The sequence below is a fragment of the Pseudomonas fluorescens genome (genome assembly GCF_012974785.1).
Taxonomy (GTDB): domain Bacteria; phylum Pseudomonadota; class Gammaproteobacteria; order Pseudomonadales; family Pseudomonadaceae; genus Aquipseudomonas; species Aquipseudomonas fluorescens_BT.
Genome location: NZ_CP027561.1, coordinates 1,130,918 through 1,151,651, shown reverse-complemented (window position 1 = coordinate 1,151,651; position 20,734 = coordinate 1,130,918). Strand labels below are relative to the sequence as shown.

Annotated in this window: 19 protein-coding genes; 7 read left to right on the top strand and 12 right to left on the bottom strand. The window is 60.7% G+C overall.

The annotated features are described in order from the left end of the window. Positions 1 to 94: 94 nt before the first annotated feature. From lepB to lptF, 4 genes are all read right to left on the bottom strand, one after another. Positions 95 to 949, bottom strand: coding sequence for a signal peptidase I (gene lepB / locus C6Y56_RS05030; protein WP_169428981.1), 855 nt, complete (start codon positions 947 to 949; stop codon positions 95 to 97). Between the two features lie 9 nt (positions 950 to 958). Continuing rightward, positions 959 to 2,755, bottom strand: coding sequence for a translation elongation factor 4 (lepA, locus tag C6Y56_RS05025; protein ID WP_085608162.1), 1,797 nt, complete (start codon positions 2,753 to 2,755; stop codon positions 959 to 961). A 172-nt stretch (positions 2,756 to 2,927) separates the two neighbouring features. Beyond that, positions 2,928 to 3,989: an LPS export ABC transporter permease LptG gene (lptG, locus tag C6Y56_RS05020; protein ID WP_169428980.1), complete on the bottom strand. Its 1,062-nt coding sequence runs from the start codon at positions 3,987 to 3,989 to the stop codon at positions 2,928 to 2,930. Next, on the bottom strand, positions 3,982 to 5,103 hold the full coding sequence (gene lptF, locus C6Y56_RS05015; protein ID WP_169428979.1) for an LPS export ABC transporter permease LptF: 1,122 nt from the start codon (positions 5,101 to 5,103) through the stop codon (positions 3,982 to 3,984). Before lptF ends, lptG begins: the two co-directional genes overlap by 8 nt. A gap of 309 nt (positions 5,104 to 5,412) precedes the next feature. Here lptF and C6Y56_RS05010 point away from each other — a divergent pair, with 309 nt between their 5' ends. The 5 genes from C6Y56_RS05010 to rlmF all read left to right on the top strand — a co-directional run bounded on the left by C6Y56_RS05010 (position 5,413) and on the right by rlmF (position 11,998). Next, entirely contained in the window at positions 5,413 to 6,903 is a 1,491-nt protein-coding gene (locus tag C6Y56_RS05010) for a leucyl aminopeptidase (RefSeq protein ID WP_169428978.1), read from the top strand. Positions 6,904 to 6,963: 60 nt separating this feature from the next. Beyond that, the gene (locus C6Y56_RS05005) at positions 6,964 to 7,392 is read left to right on the top strand and encodes a DNA polymerase III subunit chi (RefSeq protein ID WP_169428977.1); all 429 of its coding nucleotides are present in this window, start codon (positions 6,964 to 6,966) and stop codon (positions 7,390 to 7,392) included. Positions 7,393 to 7,400: 8 nt separating this feature from the next. Continuing rightward, complete coding sequence (locus C6Y56_RS05000) at positions 7,401 to 7,796, top strand: DNA polymerase III subunit chi (protein ID WP_169428976.1); 396 nt, start codon at positions 7,401 to 7,403, stop codon at positions 7,794 to 7,796. 199 nt (positions 7,797 to 7,995) lie between these two features. After that, positions 7,996 to 10,842, top strand: a complete 2,847-nt coding sequence (locus C6Y56_RS04995) for a valine--tRNA ligase (protein ID WP_085697239.1) — start codon at positions 7,996 to 7,998, stop codon at positions 10,840 to 10,842. A gap of 133 nt (positions 10,843 to 10,975) precedes the next feature. Further along, positions 10,976 to 11,998, top strand: coding sequence for a 23S rRNA (adenine(1618)-N(6))-methyltransferase RlmF (rlmF, locus tag C6Y56_RS04990; RefSeq protein WP_085747006.1), 1,023 nt, complete (start codon positions 10,976 to 10,978; stop codon positions 11,996 to 11,998). Between the two features lie 127 nt (positions 11,999 to 12,125). Here the strand turns inward: rlmF and C6Y56_RS04985 are convergent, their stop codons facing one another. Beyond that, the gene (locus tag C6Y56_RS04985; RefSeq protein WP_003221909.1) at positions 12,126 to 12,407 is read right to left on the bottom strand and encodes an HU family DNA-binding protein; all 282 of its coding nucleotides are present in this window, start codon (positions 12,405 to 12,407) and stop codon (positions 12,126 to 12,128) included. 396 nt (positions 12,408 to 12,803) lie between these two features. On the opposite strand from C6Y56_RS04985, the gene yejK reads away from it, so the two are divergent. Both yejK and C6Y56_RS04975 read left to right on the top strand, forming a co-directional pair. Continuing rightward, positions 12,804 to 13,808, top strand: coding sequence for a nucleoid-associated protein YejK (gene yejK, locus C6Y56_RS04980; RefSeq protein WP_169428975.1), 1,005 nt, complete (start codon positions 12,804 to 12,806; stop codon positions 13,806 to 13,808). Then, positions 13,808 to 14,158 carry a glutaredoxin family protein gene (locus C6Y56_RS04975; RefSeq protein WP_007957354.1) on the top strand — a complete coding sequence of 117 codons (351 nt, stop codon included), beginning with the start codon at positions 13,808 to 13,810 and terminating at the stop codon, positions 14,156 to 14,158. Before yejK ends, C6Y56_RS04975 begins: the two co-directional genes overlap by 1 nt. A gap of 31 nt (positions 14,159 to 14,189) precedes the next feature. Here C6Y56_RS04975 and C6Y56_RS04970 read toward each other — a convergent pair whose 3' ends face one another. The 7 genes from C6Y56_RS04970 to C6Y56_RS04940 all read right to left on the bottom strand — a co-directional run bounded on the left by C6Y56_RS04970 (position 14,190) and on the right by C6Y56_RS04940 (position 20,729). After that, on the bottom strand, positions 14,190 to 15,125 hold the full coding sequence (locus C6Y56_RS04970; RefSeq protein ID WP_169428974.1) for a glutathione S-transferase family protein: 936 nt from the start codon (positions 15,123 to 15,125) through the stop codon (positions 14,190 to 14,192). Positions 15,126 to 15,848: 723 nt separating this feature from the next. After that, positions 15,849 to 16,151, bottom strand: a complete 303-nt coding sequence (locus tag C6Y56_RS04965) for a GIY-YIG nuclease family protein (protein ID WP_169428973.1) — start codon at positions 16,149 to 16,151, stop codon at positions 15,849 to 15,851. A 39-nt stretch (positions 16,152 to 16,190) separates the two neighbouring features. Next, on the bottom strand, positions 16,191 to 16,664 hold the full coding sequence (locus tag C6Y56_RS04960; protein WP_169428972.1) for a nuclear transport factor 2 family protein: 474 nt from the start codon (positions 16,662 to 16,664) through the stop codon (positions 16,191 to 16,193). Positions 16,665 to 16,764: 100 nt separating this feature from the next. Continuing rightward, positions 16,765 to 18,069, bottom strand: coding sequence for a CynX/NimT family MFS transporter (locus tag C6Y56_RS04955; protein ID WP_169428971.1), 1,305 nt, complete (start codon positions 18,067 to 18,069; stop codon positions 16,765 to 16,767). Continuing rightward, the gene (locus C6Y56_RS04950; RefSeq protein WP_169428970.1) at positions 18,059 to 18,718 is read right to left on the bottom strand and encodes a FadR/GntR family transcriptional regulator; all 660 of its coding nucleotides are present in this window, start codon (positions 18,716 to 18,718) and stop codon (positions 18,059 to 18,061) included. The genes C6Y56_RS04955 and C6Y56_RS04950 overlap by 11 nt, the downstream gene beginning before the upstream one ends. A 137-nt stretch (positions 18,719 to 18,855) precedes the next feature. Continuing rightward, positions 18,856 to 19,620, bottom strand: coding sequence for an amino acid ABC transporter ATP-binding protein (locus C6Y56_RS04945; protein WP_003221897.1), 765 nt, complete (start codon positions 19,618 to 19,620; stop codon positions 18,856 to 18,858). Positions 19,621 to 19,631: 11 nt separating this feature from the next. Beyond that, positions 19,632 to 20,729, bottom strand: a complete 1,098-nt coding sequence (locus tag C6Y56_RS04940) for an amino acid ABC transporter permease (RefSeq protein WP_169428969.1) — start codon at positions 20,727 to 20,729, stop codon at positions 19,632 to 19,634. Positions 20,730 to 20,734: the final 5 nt, after the last annotated feature.

The window sequence follows — 20,734 nt, the reverse complement described above, 5'->3', positions numbered from 1 at the left end:
AATGACGTCCTGAATATCGTGGCTTCATGCCCTGGATCGATTGTGCCGACACCAGAAATGCATTCGGCGCTGTGGTCAACAGCGCCGTGATTGTTTACTTGATCAGGCCGACCCGCGAGAAATTCGGCAGGTGGCTGAGTTTCGGTTCCGGCCAGCTCATCCAGACCGCAAAGGCCTTGCCGACGATGTTCTGGTCGGGAACCATGCCCAGCAGATCCTTGGGAATGTTCGGATCATCCCAGTAGCGACTGTCGTTCGAGTTGTCGCGGTTGTCGCCCATCATGAAGTAGTGCCCGGCCGGCACGGTCCAGGTGTGGTCCGGCGTGGCGCGGTAGCGGCTCATTTCCTTGCGGATCAGGTGCTCGGCGGCGCCGAGTTTTTCCTTGTAGAGTTCCGCACTGCCGAGAGTGCCCGGCTCGGAGCCGACCAGTTGCTCGGCAATCGACTCGCCATTGACGAACAGACGCTTGTCGGCGGTGTAACGCACCGTGTCGCCCGGCAGACCGACCACGCGCTTGATGTAGTTGACGTTCGGGTCGCTCGGGTAGCGGAACACCATCACATCGCCGCGTTGCGGATCACCGACTTCGATGATTTTCCTGTCGATCACCGGCAGACGGATCCCGTAAGAAAACTTGTTCACCAGAATGAAGTCGCCGACGTCCAGGGTCGGTTTCATCGAGCCGGATGGAATCTGGAACGGTTCCACCAGGAACGAACGCAGCACCAGCACAATGAACAGCACCGGAAAGAACGACTTGCCGTATTCGACCAGCAGCGGTTCCTTGTTCAGTTTCTCCACCACCAGCACATCCGGCTGGCTGACGCTGCCCTGATAGGAAGCGATGGCGGCGCGCCGACGCGGTGCCAGGATCAACAGATCGAGCAACGCCAACAGGCCGCAGACGAACACGGCGATAACCAGCAACAGCGGGAAATTTAGTGACATAGGACCTGACTATTCCAACCTGAGCACAGCAAGGAAGGCTTCTTGTGGAATTTCCACGTTGCCGACCTGCTTCATGCGTTTCTTACCGGCCTTTTGCTTCTCGAGCAGTTTCTTCTTACGACTGACGTCACCGCCGTAGCATTTGGCCAATACGTTCTTTCTGAGCGCCTTGACGGTTGTCCGGGCAACGATCTGACCGCCAATGGCAGCCTGGATCGCCACGTCGAACATCTGACGAGGAATCAGTTCTTTCATCTTCTCGGTCAGCTGGCGACCTTTGAAGTGCGAGTTGTCACGGTGCACGATCAACGCCAGGGCATCGACCTTGTCGCCGTTGATCAGCACGTCCAGTTTCACCAGATTAGCCGATTGGTAACGATCGAAATGGTAGTCCAGCGAAGCATAGCCGCGGCTGGTGGATTTCAGACGGTCGAAGAAGTCCAGGACCACTTCGTTCATCGGCAGGTCATAGGTCACCTGGACCTGGTTGCCAAGGAACAGCATGTCGACCTGAACACCGCGTTTTTCGATGCACAGGGTGATGACGTTACCCAGGTGCTCCTGCGGTACCAGGATGTTGGCACGCACGATTGGCTCGCGCATGTCTTCGATCGCGGACACGTCCGGAAGCTTCGACGGGTTGTCGACGTAAATCGTTTCACCGGTTTTCAGCACCAGTTCGAAGATTACGGTCGGCGCCGTGGTGATCAGGTCCAGGTCGTATTCACGCTCCAGGCGCTCCTGGATGATCTCCATGTGCAGCATGCCGAGGAAGCCGCAACGGAAGCCGAAGCCCAGTGCGTCGGAGCTTTCCGGGGTGTATTGCAGCGACGAGTCGTTCAGGGTCAGTTTCTGCAGTGCTTCGCGAAAATCCTCGAAGTCGTCGGAGCTGACCGGGAACAGGCCGGCATAAACCTGTGGCTGAATGCGTTTGAAACCTGGCAGCACCGGGACATCCGGGGTGGAGCTCAGGGTCAGGGTGTCACCGACCGGCGCACCGTGAATATCCTTGATGCTGGCGATGATGAAGCCCACTTCGCCGGCCTTCAGGTCCGCGGTGGCGGTGTGTTTCGGGTTGAACACGCCGACGCTGTCGACCAGGTGCACCTTGCCGGTGGACTTCACCAGGATCTTGTCGCCCTTTTTCACGCGGCCATGACGCACGCGCACCAGAGAGACAACGCCCAGGTAGTTGTCGAACCAGGAGTCGATGATCAACGCTTGCAGCGGATCTTCAATGTTGCCGGTCGGCGCAGGAATGGTTGCGACCAGACGCTCAAGCACTTCGTCGACACCCAGGCCGGTCTTGGCGCTGCAGGTGACGGCGTCGGTGGCATCGATGCCGATGATCTTCTCGATCTCGTCCTTGACGCGGTCAGGCTCGGCCTGCGGCAGGTCGATCTTGTTCAGGACCGGCATGACCTCCAGGCCCTGCTCGATGGCGGTGTAGCAGTTGGCCACGGACTGGGCTTCTACGCCCTGACCGGCGTCAACCACCAGCAAGGCACCTTCACACGCGGCCAGGGAACGGCTGACTTCATAGGTAAAGTCGACGTGACCCGGGGTGTCAATGAAGTTCAGCTGGTAGGTAACGCCGTCTTTGGCTTTGTAATAGAGGGTAACGCTGTGGGCCTTGATGGTGATCCCGCGTTCGCGCTCCAGATCCATGGAATCCAGTACCTGGGCTTCCATTTCACGCTCGGCCAGACCACCGCACATCTGGATGAAACGGTCAGCCAGCGTCGACTTGCCATGGTCAATGTGGGCGATGATGGAGAAATTGCGGATATGACTCAAATCACTCACGGATCAACACTCAAAAAGGCTGCAGGCTTGGCCCGCCGAAAAATAGCCGGGAATTGTACCTGATACACGGCGCAAGCGTCACGTTCGCCTGTCACCCGGATTGCATGCAAAAACGCCCCGGTCTGGCGACCGGGGCGTTTTCAAAGCTAAAGCGTGGGTGAAACCTTGTTCATCAACCGGCTCGACGCAGTAACCAGACACCCGCCAGGGCACAGACGCCTGCCGGCACCAGCACCGCGAACAGTGGCGAGAAGCCGAACACCAGGCTGGATGGACCGAGCAGATCCTGGACGATGCGGAAGGTGAACCCCACCAGCACACCGGTGAACACTCGCTGACCGAGGGTCACCGAACGCAGCGGCCCGAAAATGAAGGAGATCGCCATCAGCACCAGAGCGGCGGTCACCAGCGGCTGCAACACCTTGACCCAAAAAGCCAGCCAGTAACGGCCATTGCTCAGTCCCTGATCCGCCAGGTAGTGGATGTAACCCCACAGACCGGTGATCGATAGCGCCTCCGGCGCCATGACCACGGTATTGAGCAGTTGCGGACTGATGGAAACATCCCAGTCCTCGGTCGGCGTGTTGACGACTTCGGTGCTGCGCTCATGGAACAGCGTGGTGGTGACATCGGTAAGCTGCCAGCGGGTGCCATCGAATTCGGCGCGCTTGGCAAAGCTCGAACTCAGCAGATGACGCTCCTTGTCGAAGTGATAGCGAGTCACGCCATACAACAGCCCATCGGGTTGAACGGCGTTGATGTGGATGAACTCGTCGCCCTGACGGTGCCACATACCGTGTTTGGCGCTCTGCGCGTCGCCGCTGCCCTGGGCAAGCGAGCGATTGGCCTGCGCCATGCTCTCGGTGGCCGGCGCAACATATTCGCCGATCAGTACGCCGGCCAGCATCAGCACCAGCATCGGCTTCATGACCGCCCAGACGATACGCCCGATGGACACACCGGCGGCGCGCATCACGGTCAGTTCGCTGCTGCTTGCCAGACTGCCGAGACCGATCAGACAGCCGATCAGCGCCGCCATCGGCAGCATGTCGTAGAGCCGGCGCGGCGCGGTCAGCAGTACGAAGCTCAGCACGTCGACCAGCGTGTAGGTTTCGCTGACGTCGCTCATCTCGTCGATAAAGGCAAACAGGGTGGCCAGGCCAAGAATGATCGCCAGTACCGCGATGATCGCGATGAATACGCTGCTGCCGATATAGCGGTCGAGTTTAACCACGGGCCACCTCCAGCGCAGCGCTGCGACGACTGGCCAGCTTCAGGCGCAGCGGCTCCCAGTACAGCAGGCCGATACCGATGGCCAGGAAGATCGCATGCACCCACCACAGACCCAGGCTCGCCGGGATCTTGCCTTTTTCGAGGGCGCCGCGAGCGGCAATCAGGATGGTCAGGTAAGCCATATAAAGAAGAATCGCCGGCAACAACTTGAGGAAGCGCCCCTGGCGCGGATTGACCCGCGACAGCGGCACCGCCATCAGGGTCACGATAAATACCAGCAGCGGCAGCGACAGACGCCATTGCAGTTCGGTTTTTGCGCGGATGTCGTCGCTGGCCATCAGGGCCGACGTCGGCATGGCGTCACGGTCGGTGACTTCCTCGCTGACATCCGGCTTGGGCAGCAGTACGCCATAGGTTTCGTAATGGATGGCGCGATAGTTGGCCAGCCCAGGGCTGCCGTCATAACGGTAGCCGTTGTGCAGGATCAGGTAGCGGTTGCCGTCGGGGCGGATTTCCTGCCGGCCCTTTTCAGCCACCAGCACGGAAATCCCGCGATCGGCCTGATTGGCACCGAGGTTTTTCTGCGAGATGAACACGCTGCCCAGGTTGACCCGGTCGTCGCTCAAGGTTTCGGTGTAGGTCACCCGGGTGCCATCGCGCAATGCCTGGAAGCGGCCCGGCTCCAGGGTATCGAACTCGGTCAGCGCATCCTGCTTGTTCAGCAGCAGCTGGAACTGGTTGGCACCTTGCGGGGCCAGGCTCAGGCTCAGCCATGCCACCACCAGCGCCACCAGGGTGGCGGGAAACAGGGTCATGCGGAACAGGCGCTGCTGGCTCATGCCAGTGGCCGACAGCACGGTCATTTCGCTTTCCAGGTACAAACGGCCGTACGCCAGAAGGATCCCGAGGAACAGGCCCAATGGCAGGATCAACTGCATGAAGCCCGGCAGACGGTAGCCCATGATCAGGAACAGCGATCCCGGATCGAGCTGGCCCGCGGCGGCCTGGGCAAGGTATTTGATGAAGCGACCGCTCATGATGATGACCAGCAGCACGGCACTTACCGCACTCAGGGTCAACAGGACTTCGCGGGACAGATAACGGAAGACGATCAAACCAGACACTCCAGGGTTGTCAGGCTAAGGCGGCCAAACAAGCAAACGTCTCGACGGGCCCGCAGGGCAGAGCCGTCGAAAAAAGATGCGGCATTATCCTGTGATTGAGGGCGCCTGTCACTGCGCACACTCACCCAAGCGTGCAATCCGTTGAAGATCGTACAACCGAGGGTTGTCAGGCGCAGGGAGCGAGGTTCAAACTGCGGCCCTTGTCGCAGGCGCTGGCCTGCGCCTCTTCTCTCTATATAAGCAGGCGACGGCGGACACGTCGAACGCCTGCGTGTTGACCATTCATTCAGGGATCCGGACATGGAACTGGTTGTAAAAAGCGTTAGCCCAGAAACGTTGAAAACCGCCACCCTGGTGGTTGCCGTCGGCGAAGGCCGCAAACTCGGCGTCGCCGCCAAACAGGTCGACGAACTGAGCGGCGGCGCCATCAGCGCGGTGCTCAAGCGTGGCGACCTGGCCGGCAAGGTCGGCCAGAGCCTGTTGCTGCACAGCCTGCCGAACCTGAAAGCCGAACGCGTGCTGCTGGTCGGCGTGGGCAAGGATGAAGAGTTGGGCGACCGCCCGTTCCGCAAGATCGTCGCCGGCATCCTCAACACCCTTAAAGGCCTGGGCGGCAGTGACGCCGTACTGGCACTCGATGAAATCATCGTCAAGAACCGCGACAGCTACGGCAAGACCCGCCTGCTGGCCGAAACCCTGGTCGACGGCGAATACACCTTCGACCAGTTCAAGAGCCAGAAAGCCGAACCGCGTGCCCTGAAGAAAATCACCCTGCTGACCATCAAGGCCGCTCAGGCCGAAGTGCAACGCGCCGTGAACCACGCCACCGCGATCTCTAACGGCATGGCATTCACCCGCAACCTGGGCAACCTGCCGCCGAACATTTGCCACCCGACGTTCCTCGGCGAGCAAGCCAAGAACCTCGGCAAAGAGTTCAAGGATCTGAAAGTCGAAGTCCTCGACGAGAAGAAGATCAAATCCCTGGGGATGGGTTCGTTCTACGCCGTCGGCCAGGGCAGCGCCCAGCCGCCGCGCCTGATCGTCATGCAATACAACGGCGGCAAGAAATCCGAGAAGCCGTACGCGCTGGTTGGTAAAGGCATCACTTTCGACACCGGGGGCATCAGCCTGAAGCCGGGCGCCGGCATGGACGAAATGAAGTACGACATGGGTGGCGCCGCCAGCGTGTTCGGTACCCTGCGCGCCGTGCTGGAACTGAAACTGCCGATCAACCTGGTGTGCATCCTGGCCTGCGCCGAGAACATGCCGAGCGGCACCGCTTCGCGTCCGGGCGACATCGTGACCACCATGAGCGGCCAGACCGTGGAAATCCTCAACACCGACGCCGAAGGCCGTCTGGTGCTGTGCGATGCCCTGACCTACTCCGAGCGCTTCAAGCCGCAAGCGGTGATCGACATCGCCACCCTGACCGGTGCCTGTGTCGTAGCCCTGGGTGCTCACACCTCCGGCCTGCTGGGCAACAACGACGAACTGATCGAGCAACTGCTGAGCGCCGGCAAGGCTGCCGACGACCGCGCCTGGCAACTGCCGCTGTTCGATGAGTATCAAGAGCAGCTGGACAGCCCGTTCGCCGACATCGCCAACATTGGCGGGCCGAAGGCCGGCACCATCACTGCTGCGTGCTTCCTGTCGCGCTTCACCAAGAACCTGAACTGGGCGCACCTGGACATCGCGGGCACCGCGTGGACCAGCGGCGGCAAGGACAAGGGCGCCACCGGCCGTCCGGTTCCCCTGCTGACCCAGTACCTGCTGGATCGCGCCAAGGCCTGAAACCGATGACTGCGAGCGGCGTCTCTTTAGAGGGGCGCCGCTCGCAGCTCAGGAACCGCAATGACCAAAGTCGACTTTTATATCCTGCCCAGTGCCAATCCCTCGGCGCGTCTGGATTTTGCCTGCAAGCTCACAGAGAAGGCCTGGCGGATGGGCCACCGCATCTACCTGCACTGCAGCGATGCGGCCCAGCGTGATGACCTCGATGCGCGACTGTGGTCCTTCAAGGGCGAAACCTTTGTGCCCCACGGCCCTGCCGAAAATGAACCGGATGGTTTGATCGTGCTTGGACTGGGTGACGACTGCGGCCAGCATCAGGATTTGCTCGTCAACCTGGACCTGAAAGTCCCGGCCTTCGCCAACAAGTTCGCCCGGGTGGCGGAAGTGGTGGTGGAAGATCCGGCGATCCGTTCGGCGGCGCGGGAGAGTTTCCGTTTCTACCGGGAACAGGGCTATCCTCTGCAAGACCACCGTTTACAGCGACTCTGAGTACGCCGATGGACACTCCAAAACCGCTGCAAAAACCCGCGCACCTGCTGGATGACCTCGAGTCGATCCGCCAGCTGCTCGGTGATGACAATCTGCAACCGCCACTGCTGACCGACACGGTCGATGAGGGCGAGCAGGAACAGATTCCGATGCTGTTCGACACGATCGACAACGCACCACAAGCTGTCGAACCGACTCCCGCCCCTGTCGCGAAGCCCGCCACTGCGACCGCCGCGCCTGCGGATAAAGGCCCCGACACCCTGCTGCACCTGGACAGCGAACTGCGCGCCGCCGCACAACTGATCATGCAGGACGTGATCGACGACTTCGCACCGCACATCGAAACCGAAATCAAACGTCGCCTCGAGGCGCGGATGGAACGGCTTCTAGCCCAGTACGAATAATTCCCCGGTCTCCTGCAGGAGCTGGCCTGCCAGCGATAGCATCACCGCGCCTTTCCTGAAAAACCGCGGAGCGTGCATCGCCGGCAGGCCGGCTCCCACATTTAAGTCTCCACCCGGCCCGCCCCGCTCGCCCTGCGCCCCATGCCCCGCTATACTTCCCGGCTTTTCCTGAATAAATGCCAATAGGGTCCCGCCGCGCATGGATAAGACCTACCAGCCGCACGCCATTGAAACTTCCTGGTACAACACCTGGGAGTCCGAGAACTACTTCGCCCCGCAAGGCGCGGGCGACTCCTACACCATCATGATCCCGCCGCCGAACGTCACCGGCAGCCTGCACATGGGTCACGGCTTCAACAACGCGATCATGGACGCCCTGATCCGTTTCCGTCGCATGCAGGGTCGCAACACCCTGTGGCAGCCGGGCACCGACCACGCCGGTATCGCCACGCAGATGCTGGTGGAGCGTCAACTCGAAGCCCAGGGCCAGAACCGCCACGATCTGGGCCGGGAAAAATTCCTCGAGAAAGTCTGGGAATGGAAGGATCAATCCGGCGGCAACATCAGCCGTCAGATCCGCCGCCTCGGTTCGTCCGTGGACTGGAGCCGCGAGCGCTTCACCATGGACGACGGCCTCTCGGAAGCCGTTAAAGAAGCGTTCGTGCGCCTGCACGAAGACGGTCTGATCTATCGCGGCAAGCGTCTGGTCAACTGGGACACCAAGCTGCACACGGCGATTTCCGACCTCGAAGTGGAAAACCACGACGAGAAAGGTTTCCTGTGGAACCTGAAGTACCCGCTGGCCGACGGCGCGAAAACCGCTGAAGGCAACGATTTCCTGATCGTCGCGACCACCCGTCCGGAAACCATGCTCGGCGACTCCGCCGTCGCGGTAAACCCGAACGACGAGCGTTACAAAGCCCTGATCGGCAAGTTTGTCGAGCTGCCGCTGGTCGGCCGCCGCATCCCGATCATCGCCGACGATTACTGCGATCCTGAATTCGGCACCGGCTGCGTGAAAATCACCCCGGCCCACGACTTCAACGACTACGAAGTCGGCAAGCGCCACAACCTGCCGCTGCTGAACATTTTCGACAAGAACGCCAACGTGCTGCCGGCAGCGCAAGTGTTCAACCTCGACGGCACGCTGAACGACAGCATCGACGGCAAGATTCCGGCCGAGTACGCCGGTCTCGAGCGTTTCGAAGCGCGCAAGCAGATCGTGGCTGCGTTCGACGCCGCCGGCCTGCTGGTCAGCGTCGACGATCACAACCTGAAAGTGCCGAAAGGCGACCGCTCCGGCACCGTCATTGAGCCGTGGCTGACCGACCAGTGGTACGTGTCCACCAAGCCGCTGGCCGAGCCTGCGATTGCTGCCGTTGAAGACGGTCGCATCCAGTTCGTGCCGAAGCAGTACGAAAACATGTACTTCTCGTGGATGCGCGACATCCAGGACTGGTGCATCAGCCGTCAGCTGTGGTGGGGCCACCGCATCCCGGCCTGGTACGACGAGTCGGGCAAGGTCTACGTCGGTCGCGACGAAGCCGAAGTACGCGCCAAGCACAACCTCGGCCCGGACGTTGCGCTGCAACAGGACAACGACGTGCTCGACACCTGGTTCAGTTCGGGCCTGTGGACCTTCTCCACCCTGGGCTGGCCGGAAAAAACCGAGTTCCTGAAAAAATTCCACTCCACCGACGTGCTGGTCACCGGTTTCGACATCATTTTCTTCTGGGTTGCCCGGATGATCATGCTGACCATGCACCTGATCAAGAACGAGGACGGCACGCCGCAGGTTCCATTCAAGACCGTTTACGTGCACGGTCTGGTGCGTGATGGCCAGGGCCAGAAGATGTCCAAGTCCAAGGGCAACGTCCTGGACCCGCTGGACATCATCGACGGTATCGAGCTCGAAACCCTGGTGCAGAAACGCACTTCCGGTCTGATGCAGCCGAAACTGGCGAAGAAGATCGAGAAGCAGACCCGCGAAGAGTTCGCCGACGGCATCGCCAGCTACGGCACCGACGCCCTGCGCTTCACCTTCTGCTCCCTGGCGTCCACCGGTCGCGACATCAAGTTCGACATGGGCCGCGTCGAAGGCTATCGCAACTTCTGCAACAAGATCTGGAACGCCGCGCGTTATGTTCTGGACAAGGGCGAAGACTGCGGCCAGAACGGCGAAGCCTACGAGCTGTCGCTGGCGGATCGCTGGATCATCTCGCAACTGCAACGCACCGAAGCCGAAGTGACCCGTCAACTGGATCAGTTCCGTTTCGACCTGGCGGCGCAAGCGCTGTACGAGTTCATCTGGAACCAGTACTGCGACTGGTACCTGGAACTGTCCAAGCCTGTGCTGTGGGACGAAAACGCGCCGGTCGAGCGTCAGCGCGGCACTCGCCGCACGCTGGTTCGCGTACTGGAAGTGGCGCTGCGTCTGGCGCATCCATTCATGCCGTTCATCACTGAAGAAATCTGGCAGCGCATCGCGCCACTGGCCGGCATTCAGGGCAAGACGATCATGCTGCAACCTTGGCCGGTGGCCAACGAAGAGCGCATCGATCCGGCAGCCGAAGACGACATTGAATGGCTCAAGGGCCTGATGCTCGGCACCCGTAACATCCGTGGCGAAATGAACATCGGCCCGGGCAAACCGCTGCCGATCTACCTGAAAAACGTCACTGCTGAAGACCAGCGTCGCCTGACCGAGAACGAAGCGCTGCTGAAGAAGCTGGCGCGTCTGGAATCGATCACCGTGCTGGCGGCCGGCGAAGAAGCACCGCTGTCCGCCACCGCACTGGTTGGCGAGATGGAAGTGCTGGTGCCGATGGCCGGCCTGATCGACAAGAACGCCGAACTGGCGCGTCTGGACAAGGAAATCCTGCGCCTGCAGGGCGAAGTCCAGCGGGTTGGCGGCAAGCTGTCCAACGCCGGTTTCGTTGACAAGGCCCCGGCCGAGGTCATCGAGAAGGAACGCGCCAAACTGGCCGAAGCCGAACAGGCTCTGGCCAAGCTGGCCGAGCAGCACGCGCGGATTGCCAGCCTGTAACGGCAAATCGCACTGAAAATGGGAGGCCCGCAACGGCCTCCCTTTTTTGTGCCCGGCACTTTTCCGGCCAACAACACGGCTCCCTGTGGGACAATAGCCGCCACTTTCAGCCCTACCCGAATCGACCACGCCCATGAACGCCCCACGTACACCGAAACCTGCGCGCAAGAAGCCTGACTCCGCCACCCCGGCCAAGCCCGTGGCGCCGCGTAAAGAGGCCAGCCTGCACCCGCGCAATCGCCATCAGGGTCGTTACGACTTCCCGGCGCTGATCAAGACCACGCCGGAACTGGCGAAGTTCGTGATCACCAACCCGTACGGCAAGGAAAGCATCGACTTCGCCAGTCCCGATGCGGTGCGTGTGTTCAACCGGGCGCTGCTCAAGTCGTTCTACGGTATCCAGCATTGGGATATTCCGGCCGACTATCTGTGCCCGCCGGTGCCGGGCCGCGCCGACTACATCCACTTCCTGGCTGACCTCTTGGCCAGCAACAACGACGGTGTGGTTCCGCGCGGCGCCATCGTCAACGTGCTGGATATCGGCATGGGCGCCAACTGCGTGTATCCGCTGATCGGCAACAGCGAATATCGCTGGCACTTCCTCGGCTCGGAGATCGATCCGACCGCCGTGGCCGCCGCCAGGGCCATCGTCCAGTCCAACGACCTGAACAAGGTCATCCAGCTGCGCCAGCAGGAGAACCGCAAGCACATCCTGATCGGCCTGCTGGAGCCCGGCGAGCGCTTCGACCTGACCATGTGCAATCCGCCGTTCCACGCGTCGATGGAAGAGGCCACCAAGGGCAGTGAGCGTAAATGGCGAGCTTTGGGCAAGGCTGACCCGAAACGCAAACTGCCGGTGCTGAACTTCGGCGGTCAGTCAGCCGAATTGTGGTGTGAAGGCGGCGAAGCGCGCTTCGTGACGCAATTGATCGCCGAAAGTGCGAACTTTGCGCACAAGGTGTTGTGGTTCAGCACCCTGGTCTCGAAAGCCTCGAACCTGCCCGCCATCGAAACCGCGCTGAAAAAGGCCGGCGCGCTGGAAAGCCAGGTGGTGGAAATGTCCCAGGGGCAGAAGCAGAGCCGCTTCGTCGCCTGGACCTTCCAGACCAAGTCCGAGCAGCAGATCTGGCGGCGCGAACGCTGGGTTCGCAAGTAATACGTTTCAACCGGGGCGGCGCGTGATCGCAAAGCAGCCGCCGCTACTGCTGAAACACAAACAGCAGGCATAAAAAAACCGTGCCCGGATCAATCCGGCGCACGGTTTTTTTTTGTATCGCTGCGTCTTACTTGTTCACAGCGTCGGTCAGGCCTTTGGCCACAACCAGCTTGATCACTTTCTTGGCAGGGATTTCGATGGCAGCGCCAGTCGATGGGTTACGGCCAGTGCGGGCAGGACGCTCGGTCACTTTCAGCTTGCCGATACCTGGCAAGGTGATTTCGCCGCCGTTTTCCAGCTGATCGGCAACGATTTGGCCCAGTTGGTCCAGAGCGTTACGCGCGGTGGTTTTCGGCGCGTCGATAGCTTCAGCGATGTCGGCGATCAGTTGGTCTTTAGTAAGAGCCATGTAGTGTTCCTTCCCTATCAAATTCATATGGATTGCAGAGTGCAGTGTCAGCCATCGAGCCCGATCTTCTGGATCTGGCACCCTCGGCGATAACCACGACGAGTCGGGGTTATAGATGCCGAAATCAGGGTTTGGTTCGACCTGACAAATGCTGAATGCACGCTTAACGCAGTGACTACGCGTAAGACCGGGCAAAACTAGCACAGAGACAAGGAAATATCCGCCTCTAGCTAGCCAAATGGTCAGGTTTATTGCGCTAAATCGGTAAATAAATGCATAAGCGCTGCCCCATGACCCCGAATTGCCCTTCACCCCGCGCCAAAACCAGTGGTTGCGGTACACTGAGCGCTTTTTCGGGGGAGCCCGCCCTCCTCCCTTTCACTTGCCGAGAAGCCCATGCCGATCCGTCATTGCATCGTCCACCTGATCGACAAAAAACCCGATGGCACACCCGCCGTCCTGCACGCCCGTGACTCCGAACTGGCTGAATCCGCCGCCATCGAGAACATGCTCGCCGACCTCAACGAGAGCTATAACGCCAAACAGGGCAAAGCCTGGGGGTTGTTTCATCCAGAGTCCGGCGCGTTCCCGTTCAGCGGCTGGCTGAAGGAATACATGGAAGGCGGCAAGGACTTCACCGCGTTCAGCAAAATCGCGGTCGAGCACCTGCAAAAGCTGATGGAAGAATCGAACCTGTCCGTCGGCGGCCATGTGCTGTTCGCCCATTACCAGCAAGGCATGACCGATTACCTGGCCATCGCCCTGCTGCACCACAGCGAAGGCGTGGCGGTGACCGATGAGCTGGACGTGACCCCGTCGCGCCACCTCGACCTCGGTCAACTGCACCTGGCGGCGCGGATCAACGTTTCCGAGTGGCAGAACAACAAGCAGTCCAAGCAGTACATCTCGTTCATCAAGGGCAAGAACGGCAAGAAGGTCTCGGAATATTTCCGTGACTTCATCGGCTGCCAGGAAGGCGTCGACGGCCCGGGCGAGACCCGCACGTTGCTCAAGGCCTTCAGCGACTTCGTCGAGAGCGAAGATCTGCCGGAAGACTCCGCCCGCGAGAAGACCAAGGCCCTGGTCGACTACGCCAGCAGCCAGGCCAAGCTCGGCGAACCGATGGGCCTGGAAGAACTGTCGGAGCTGATCGACGAAGAACGCCCGAAAGCCTTCTACGATCACATCCGCAACAAGGATTACGGCCTGTCGCCGGAGATCCCGGCGGATAAACGCACGCTCAACCAGTTCCGCCGCTTCACCGGTCGCGCCGAAGGCCTGTCGATCAGCTTCGAAGCGCACCTGCTGGGCTCGAAGATCGAATACGACGAAGAAGCCGGGACGCTGGTCATCAAGGGCCTGCCGACCTCGCTCACCGATCAGCTGAAGCGTCGCAACTGATGCTCGGCAATGTGCTGAAAAAGGTTCTGCTGGTTCTGCTGGTGGTTGTGGTCTATCAGAACTGGGGCAAGATCGAGCGGGTGTTCAACCCGTCGCAGATGGCGTCCGAGCAGGTTCGCGCCAATGCCCATGTCGTGCTGTACGCCACGGACTGGTGCGGCTACTGCAAGCAGACCAAACGCTTTCTCGATCAGAAAGGCATTCCGTTCAAGGAATTCGACATCGAGAAGGACGCCGAGGCGCGCAAGGCCTACGAAGCGCTGGGCGGACGCGGGATCCCGCTGATCGACGTCAATGGCACGTTGATTCGCGGGTTTGATCCGGACGAGATTCTCGCGGCACTGAAATGAACGAGGGAGCCAATCGGCTCCCTCGGTTGTTTCAGCGTTTCTCGATACGGAAACCGAAGCGCGGGAAGTGCACATGCACTAAACCGCCACGTTCGTCTTCACGGCGCAGGATCAGCTCTTCACGACCGGCAAACACCAGCTCACCGGCGACCGGGTCAACACCGTAGTCTGTCGCTGCGATCAGCACCTGCTGACCTGCCACGAACCCGTTCGGATCAGTGAATGCTTCGTCCGGCAACGCCGCCGGCGTCGAACTGCGCGCGATTTCCAGTGCTTCCTCCGAGCTCATCTCGCTGGCCGCGCCATGGCCAAAACCGAGCACACGCCCCAGCCACGCCGACACCGCCGGATAAGCATCCACCAAGGGCGCCGTCACGTGCGTGGCCTTGAGGAACCACAGTGGATGAGCCATGGCGAAGTCGGCAATCGACGGCTCGCCAAACAGGAAGTCACCGTCTTCACGCTGCAACTGCTGCTCCAGACGCGTCATGAAGGTCGGCCAATTGTGCCTGGCCTGCTCGGCCGACAGCCTGGTCGCGCTGCCACCGCTGAACAGTCCGGCACGATCGGCGAGGAAGGCCTTGATCGCTTCCGGCGGCAACTTGCCGAAACGCACCGCCACCGACTCCGGCTGGAACACCAGGCTCACCGCGTGCTGGAACACCACCGAATCGGACCAGGCGGCGAAACTGGCGGCGATCATTTCCTGACCTTCCGGGAAGAACGAAGGTTGGGCCTTTTCCTGCTCGAGGCGACGGGCGATCAGCGCGGTATCGCAATAGATGTCGGCGCCGATCTGCAGCACGGGCGTCTTGCGGTAGCCACCGGTCAGGGCCGTCAGATCCGGCTTCGGCATCACCGGCGAGATGTGCACCGAACGCCAGGACAAGCCCTTGAAACCCAACAGCAACCGGGCCTTTTCGGCGAATGGAGAGGTCGGGTAATGATGCAGAATCAACTCGGACATGCTCGGCTCCGCCGTACAGAAAGTGAGCCCGCAGCTTAGCGCGCAATTCGTTCGCGGCCTACGGATCCGGCTGATGGGAAATGATCAGTCAGGTTGATAAGGCACTAAAAAACCGCCTCAGCCAAGGCTGAGACGGCTTCCCACATCAATGACCCTACATCAGGTCATCGAAGTGATCTCGCAGGAACTCGTAAAAGCGAAACGCTTTGAACGACCTCCATACGAGGCTCAGAGTACGTAGCAAAAGCTTCATACGTTTTGGCCTCCGGTTGGGGGCCAAACCTCCAGCGCGCTTACCGGACCACGTACGCCTTCGGAATACACGCTAGTGTGTCCATTGAGGCGGCCGGTTGTGACACCCTCTGAAATATCATTCCGGCGCGGGAGCAACCCCGTGTCAGAGGGCATGAAACCTTTAAGCCCATCGGCCAGACCTCATAGTTGCACTGTCATGCGAGCGGACAGATCGTAATCGGGTTTCTCATCCGACGTTTAAACAAATGAATCAAAATCGCATTTTTCTGAAAAATGTTTTTAGGCTTGCTCGATTGCATAAAGCCGAATAATCTTCGTCCACGCTAGTGTGTCCATTGAGATGCAGTAAACCCGGCCGCAAACCGGCGTTTACAGAAAAAAACCGCCCCGCAAAGGCGGTTTTTTTTCGCCTGTCGTTTGCCTGAGGCAGCGCTTCTACATGCGGGGACTTCTACCGTTCGCACCGGATCAATCAGGCCGATAAGACGCCACCAGACATTCCTTCGCACTTTTCCTGAGCTTCTTGATCAACCGCTCCTGACGCAACGCATCACTCTTGTCGCGGCAACGCTCGGTATAGACCAGCGCCATCGCCGGGCTCGAGAGAAAGAATCGTGCGCCCTTGCCGCTCTGGTGCTTGGCGAAACGGCGCACGGGATCATCGCTGATCCCGCAGTACAGCGAGCCGTTGGCGGCGCGTACGAGGTAGACGAACCAGGATTTGCTCACTGGAACGTCGGCATCGAGAGGATTTTCGCTGAGGCGGGTCACGGGACAATTCAGGCGTAAGGAAAACAGGCCGCGATCTTATCAGCGACTCGCCTGAAATGCCTTCAGCCCTTTCAGCGCCTGGGCGCGGACGGCGTTGCGCACCAGCGGCGTCCAGCCCAGCAGCAGGCCCTTGAAGCCCAGCGCCTGACGCGACCAGCGCCACAGGTCGAAGCGGTCGTGGTGTTCACAGATCTTGCCGTCACGGAAGACGAAGCGTGCCTGGATGTCGTTGATCACGACGTTGCCGGTCTGGCTGAACAGGTAGGTCGCCACCCAGTGGGCACCGCCGCTGCGCTCGTCGGCGCGGACGTTGTCGAAGGTCAGGGAAAAGTCTTTGGCCCGGGTGGTGAGCATGCGCCACATGTCGCCGGCATCACGACCGCGCAGCTCGCCAAAGGCCGGATCGCTGAACACCACGTCGTCGGTGTAGCAGGCGGCCATGGCCTCGGCGTCGAGGCGCTGGAAAGCCTGGTAGAAACGGGTGATCAGGGCGCTGTGGGCTTCTTCACTCATGGGCAATCTCCAGGAAAGGTACAGATTGCCAGCACGATAATCTGCAAACGCCCGAAACACTATCGGCATTCGCTTTCCGAATACCGACAGTGTGTGCGTATCAGACCTTTTCGCTGACCACCTGCACGTACAACGCACGCCCGGCACCGAGGCCGGCGAGGATTGCACCCGCACCAATGATGCCGAAAATCCAGCCCACGGCGTTCCAGCCACCGGTCCAGTCATGCACCACGCCGACCGCGAACGGCCCCATCGACGCGAGGGTGTAACCAAAGCCCTGGGACATGCTCGACAGGTTCGCCGCTACGTGGGAATCCCGCGAGCGCAAGACGATCAGGGTCAACGCCAGGCTGAACGTACCGCCCTGCCCCAGGCCCAGCAGGATCGCCCAGCCCCACAGGCCTTCGATCGGCGCATAGAGGCAACCGAACAGGCCGCCGAGGGTCAGCGCCATCACTATCACGATCGCCAGACGCTGATCCTTGCCGCGCGTGGCCAGCCACGGCGCCGCCAGGGAGCTGGCGAGCTGGATGATCACCGAACCGGACAGCACAAGGCCTGCCTGTGTCGGCGTCAGCCCACGACCGATGAGGATCGACGGCAACCAGCCAAACACGATGTAGGCCAGCGACGATTGCAGGCCCATGTACAAAGTCACTTGCCACGCCAGCGGATCACGCAGCAGACCGCGGACCCGATAGGCAACGTTGTGCGCGCCGTGCTTCTGGCCGATCTGCGGCAGCCAGAACACCGCCGCAACCAGCGCCGGAATCACCCAGAAGCCCAGGCCCATGGCCCAGCTGTGGTCGAAGTGTTCGCTCAACGGCACGCTGGAACCCGCCGCCATTGCGGCACCCAGGCACAGAGCCATGGTGTAGACACCGGTCATGGTTCCGGCGTGTCTGGCGAAGTCGCGCTTGACGATGCCCGGCAGCAAGACGCCGATGATGCCGATACTCGCGCCACCCAGCACGCTGCCGGCGAACAGACCGATTTCGCCGAAGTTGCTGCGCAGGATGATGCCGCCGGCCAGTGTCAGCAGAATCCCCAGCACCACCCGCTCGGCACCGAAACGTCGCGCCAGCACCGGAGCCAGCGGAGCGAACAGACCGAGGCACAACACTGGCAACGTCGTCAGCAACCCCGCCTGCGCGGCGGACAAGCCAAGGCTTTTCGACACGTCACTGAGCAGCGGCGCCATGCTCGACAGCGCCGGACGCAGGTTCAACGCCACCAGAATCAGCCCCAGCAGCAACAGCCACGGGCGACGTACCAATGGATGACTTTGCTGCACCTGCTCGTCATCGGCCTCGGCGTCGATCAACAACTCTTCGAGCTCGGCCTTGCGAACGGGGGCTGGGGAGGCTTCTGGGCGGGACATGGGTTTCTCGGTTTCAAGGTTCATTAATCAACTGCCTCGACAGGGCTTTGGCCCGCTCCGGATCGCGCTGCTCGACGGCCTCAAGCAAGGCGACGTGCAAATCGAAGACTTCCTGTCGACGGGGGACGATGTTCAGGGTCTGGCGCAGTTGCGCGCCGACGATGCTGGAGAAATAGCGATACAGCTCGCTGAGGGTCGGGTTGTGCGCGGCGTCCACCAGACGGCGGTGGAACACCAGGTCACAGGCGATGTAGCTGTCGAGATCACCGTGATAGTGGCTGCCGGCAACGCCAAGTGCCTCGCGAAGGCCCGCCAGATCCTCATCGGTGCGACGCAACGCCGCCAGACCGATGGCCTCGACTTCAAGGATGTGCCGGGTTTCCCGGGCCTGATCCAGCGAGCACTTGGACAGCGCCTTGAGCGTGTCCATCGGGTCCACCACCGCCCGCAGATAGCTGCCGTCACCCTGGCGGATTTCGATCAGCCCGGAGAACGCCAGCACCCGCATGGCTTCACGCACGGTGTTGCGGCTGATGCCGAGCTCGACGCACAGCTCGGGTTCGGTCGGCAGGCGCTGACCGACCTGCCAGGTGCCGTCGGTGATGCGCTGGCGCAATAGATCCAGGGCCTGATCGACCAGGGATCGTTTGATCAATAAAGAGTTTTCAGACATGGAATTCGACCTGTCATCCAATCATGGGATGAATTTGCTGACAGGGTAGTCAGATTCTTCAAACAGGGCAATCGGTAAAATCCGGGCAAAAATAAACCCGGAACTGTGTCCGGGTTTATTTCAAGGCCTGAATCGGATCAATGCAGAATCTGACTCAGGAACAACTTGGTCCGATCATTCTGCGGATTGTCGAAGAAGTCGTTCGGTGCCGCCTGCTCGACGATTTCACCCTTGTCCATGAAGATCACACGGTTGGCCACTGTGCGGGCGAAGCCCATTTCGTGGGTCACGCAGAGCATGGTCATGCCGTCTTCGGCCAGTCCGATCATGGTGTCGAGCACCTCTTTCACCATTTCCGGGTCAAGTGCCGAGGTCGGTTCGTCGAACAGCATGATTTTCGGTTTCATGCACAGCGCGCGGGCAATCGCCACACGCTGCTGCTGGCCGCCGGACAGTTGCCCCGGGAACTTGTGCGCCTGCTCCGGAATGCGTACGCGTTCCAGGTAGTGCATGGCGATTTCTTCGGCCTTGCGCTTGGGCATCTTGCGCACCCACATCGGTGCCAGGGTGCAGTTCTGCAGAATGGTCAGGTGCGGGAACAGGTTGAAATGCTGGAACACCATGCCGACTTCACGACGGATCGCTTCGATCTGCTTGAGGTCGTTGGTCAGCTCCACGCCGTCGACCACGATGCGGCCCTGCTGGTGCTCTTCCAGACGGTTGAGGCAGCGGATGGTGGTGGACTTGCCGGAACCCGACGGGCCGCACAGCACGATACGCTCGCCCTGCTTGACGTTGAGGTTGATGTCTTTCAGCACGTGGAACTGGCCGTACCACTTGTTCACGCCCTGCATCTGAATGATGCCTTCAGGGCCCACTGGCTTTTTGATTGCTTCGCTCATCGAAAAAACTCCTAACGCTTGTGGCCAGTGTCGAGCTTGCGTTCCAGATGCATGGAATAGCGCGACATGCCAAAACAGAAAATCCAGAACACCAGGGCGGCGAACACGTAGCCTTCGGTGGCCATGCCCAGCCATTTCGGATCGGCAGCGGCTTGCTTGACGCTGTTGAGCAGGTCAAAGAGGCCGATGATGATCACCAGGCTGGTGTCCTTGAACAGCGCGATGAAGGTGTTGACGATGCCGGGAATCACCAGTTTCAGGGCTTGCGGCAGAATCACCAGGCCCATGGCGCGCCAGTAACCGAGGCCCATCGCGGCCGCGGCTTCGTACTGACCTTTGGGGATCGCTTGCAGACCGCCGCGCACCACTTCGGCGACGTAGGCTGACTGGAACAGGATCACGCCGATCAGTGCCCGCAGCAGCTTGTCGAAGTTCATGCCTTCGGGCAGGAACAGCGGCAGCATCACCGAAGACATGAACAGCACGGTGATCAGCGGCACGCCACGCCAGAACTCGATGAACGTCACGCAGACCACACGAATGGCCGGCATGTTCGAACGGCGCCCCAGGGCCAGCATGATCCCCAGCGGCAGCGCGCCGGCGATACCGACGGTGGCGATCACCAGGGTCAGCATCAGGCCGCCCCACTGGCTGGTGGCAACGGCGCTCAGGCCGAACACGCCGCCATGCAGCAGGCACCACGCAACGATCGGATAGATCACCAGAAAGCTCAGCCCGTACACCGCTTTACGCGGCACGCGTTTGATGAACAGCGGGGCCACACCGATGACCGCCAGCCACACGGTCAGGTCCACGCGCCAGCGCAGATCTGCCGGGTAGTAGCCGTACATGAACTGGCCGAAACGCTGCTCGATGAACACCCAGCAGGCGCCCGCCTTGGTGCAGTCGGCGCGGGTGGTGCCGACCCAGTTGGCATCGAAGATCGCCCAACTGAGCAGCGGCGGAACCACCAGGTAGATCAGATAGAACGCAAACAGGGTCAGCAGGGTGTTGAGCCAGCTGGAGAACATGTTCGCGCGTATCCACGCCATCGGGCCGAAGACCTTGGCCGGCGGTGGCATGTCGGGTTTGAATGTATGAGTACTCATGCGCT

Coding starts and splice junctions, on each gene's coding strand:
- lepB (WP_169428981.1), bottom strand. CDS start 949: ATGTCACTAAATTTCCCGCTGTTGCTGGTTATCGCCGTGTTCGTCTGC.
- C6Y56_RS05010 (WP_169428978.1), top strand. CDS start 5,413: ATGGAACTGGTTGTAAAAAGCGTTAGCCCAGAAACGTTGAAAACCGCC.
- C6Y56_RS05005 (WP_169428977.1), top strand. CDS start 6,964: ATGACCAAAGTCGACTTTTATATCCTGCCCAGTGCCAATCCCTCGGCG.
- C6Y56_RS05000 (WP_169428976.1), top strand. CDS start 7,401: ATGGACACTCCAAAACCGCTGCAAAAACCCGCGCACCTGCTGGATGAC.
- C6Y56_RS04995 (WP_085697239.1), top strand. CDS start 7,996: ATGGATAAGACCTACCAGCCGCACGCCATTGAAACTTCCTGGTACAAC.
- rlmF (WP_085747006.1), top strand. CDS start 10,976: ATGAACGCCCCACGTACACCGAAACCTGCGCGCAAGAAGCCTGACTCC.
- C6Y56_RS04985 (WP_003221909.1), bottom strand. CDS start 12,407: ATGGCTCTTACTAAAGACCAACTGATCGCCGACATCGCTGAAGCTATC.
- yejK (WP_169428975.1), top strand. CDS start 12,804: ATGCCGATCCGTCATTGCATCGTCCACCTGATCGACAAAAAACCCGAT.
- C6Y56_RS04975 (WP_007957354.1), top strand. CDS start 13,808: ATGCTCGGCAATGTGCTGAAAAAGGTTCTGCTGGTTCTGCTGGTGGTT.
- C6Y56_RS04970 (WP_169428974.1), bottom strand. CDS start 15,125: ATGTCCGAGTTGATTCTGCATCATTACCCGACCTCTCCATTCGCCGAA.
- C6Y56_RS04960 (WP_169428972.1), bottom strand. CDS start 16,664: ATGAGTGAAGAAGCCCACAGCGCCCTGATCACCCGTTTCTACCAGGCT.
- C6Y56_RS04955 (WP_169428971.1), bottom strand. CDS start 18,069: ATGAACCTTGAAACCGAGAAACCCATGTCCCGCCCAGAAGCCTCCCCA.
- C6Y56_RS04950 (WP_169428970.1), bottom strand. CDS start 18,718: ATGTCTGAAAACTCTTTATTGATCAAACGATCCCTGGTCGATCAGGCC.
- C6Y56_RS04945 (WP_003221897.1), bottom strand. CDS start 19,620: ATGAGCGAAGCAATCAAAAAGCCAGTGGGCCCTGAAGGCATCATTCAG.
- C6Y56_RS04940 (WP_169428969.1), bottom strand. CDS start 20,729: ATGAGTACTCATACATTCAAACCCGACATGCCACCGCCGGCCAAGGTC.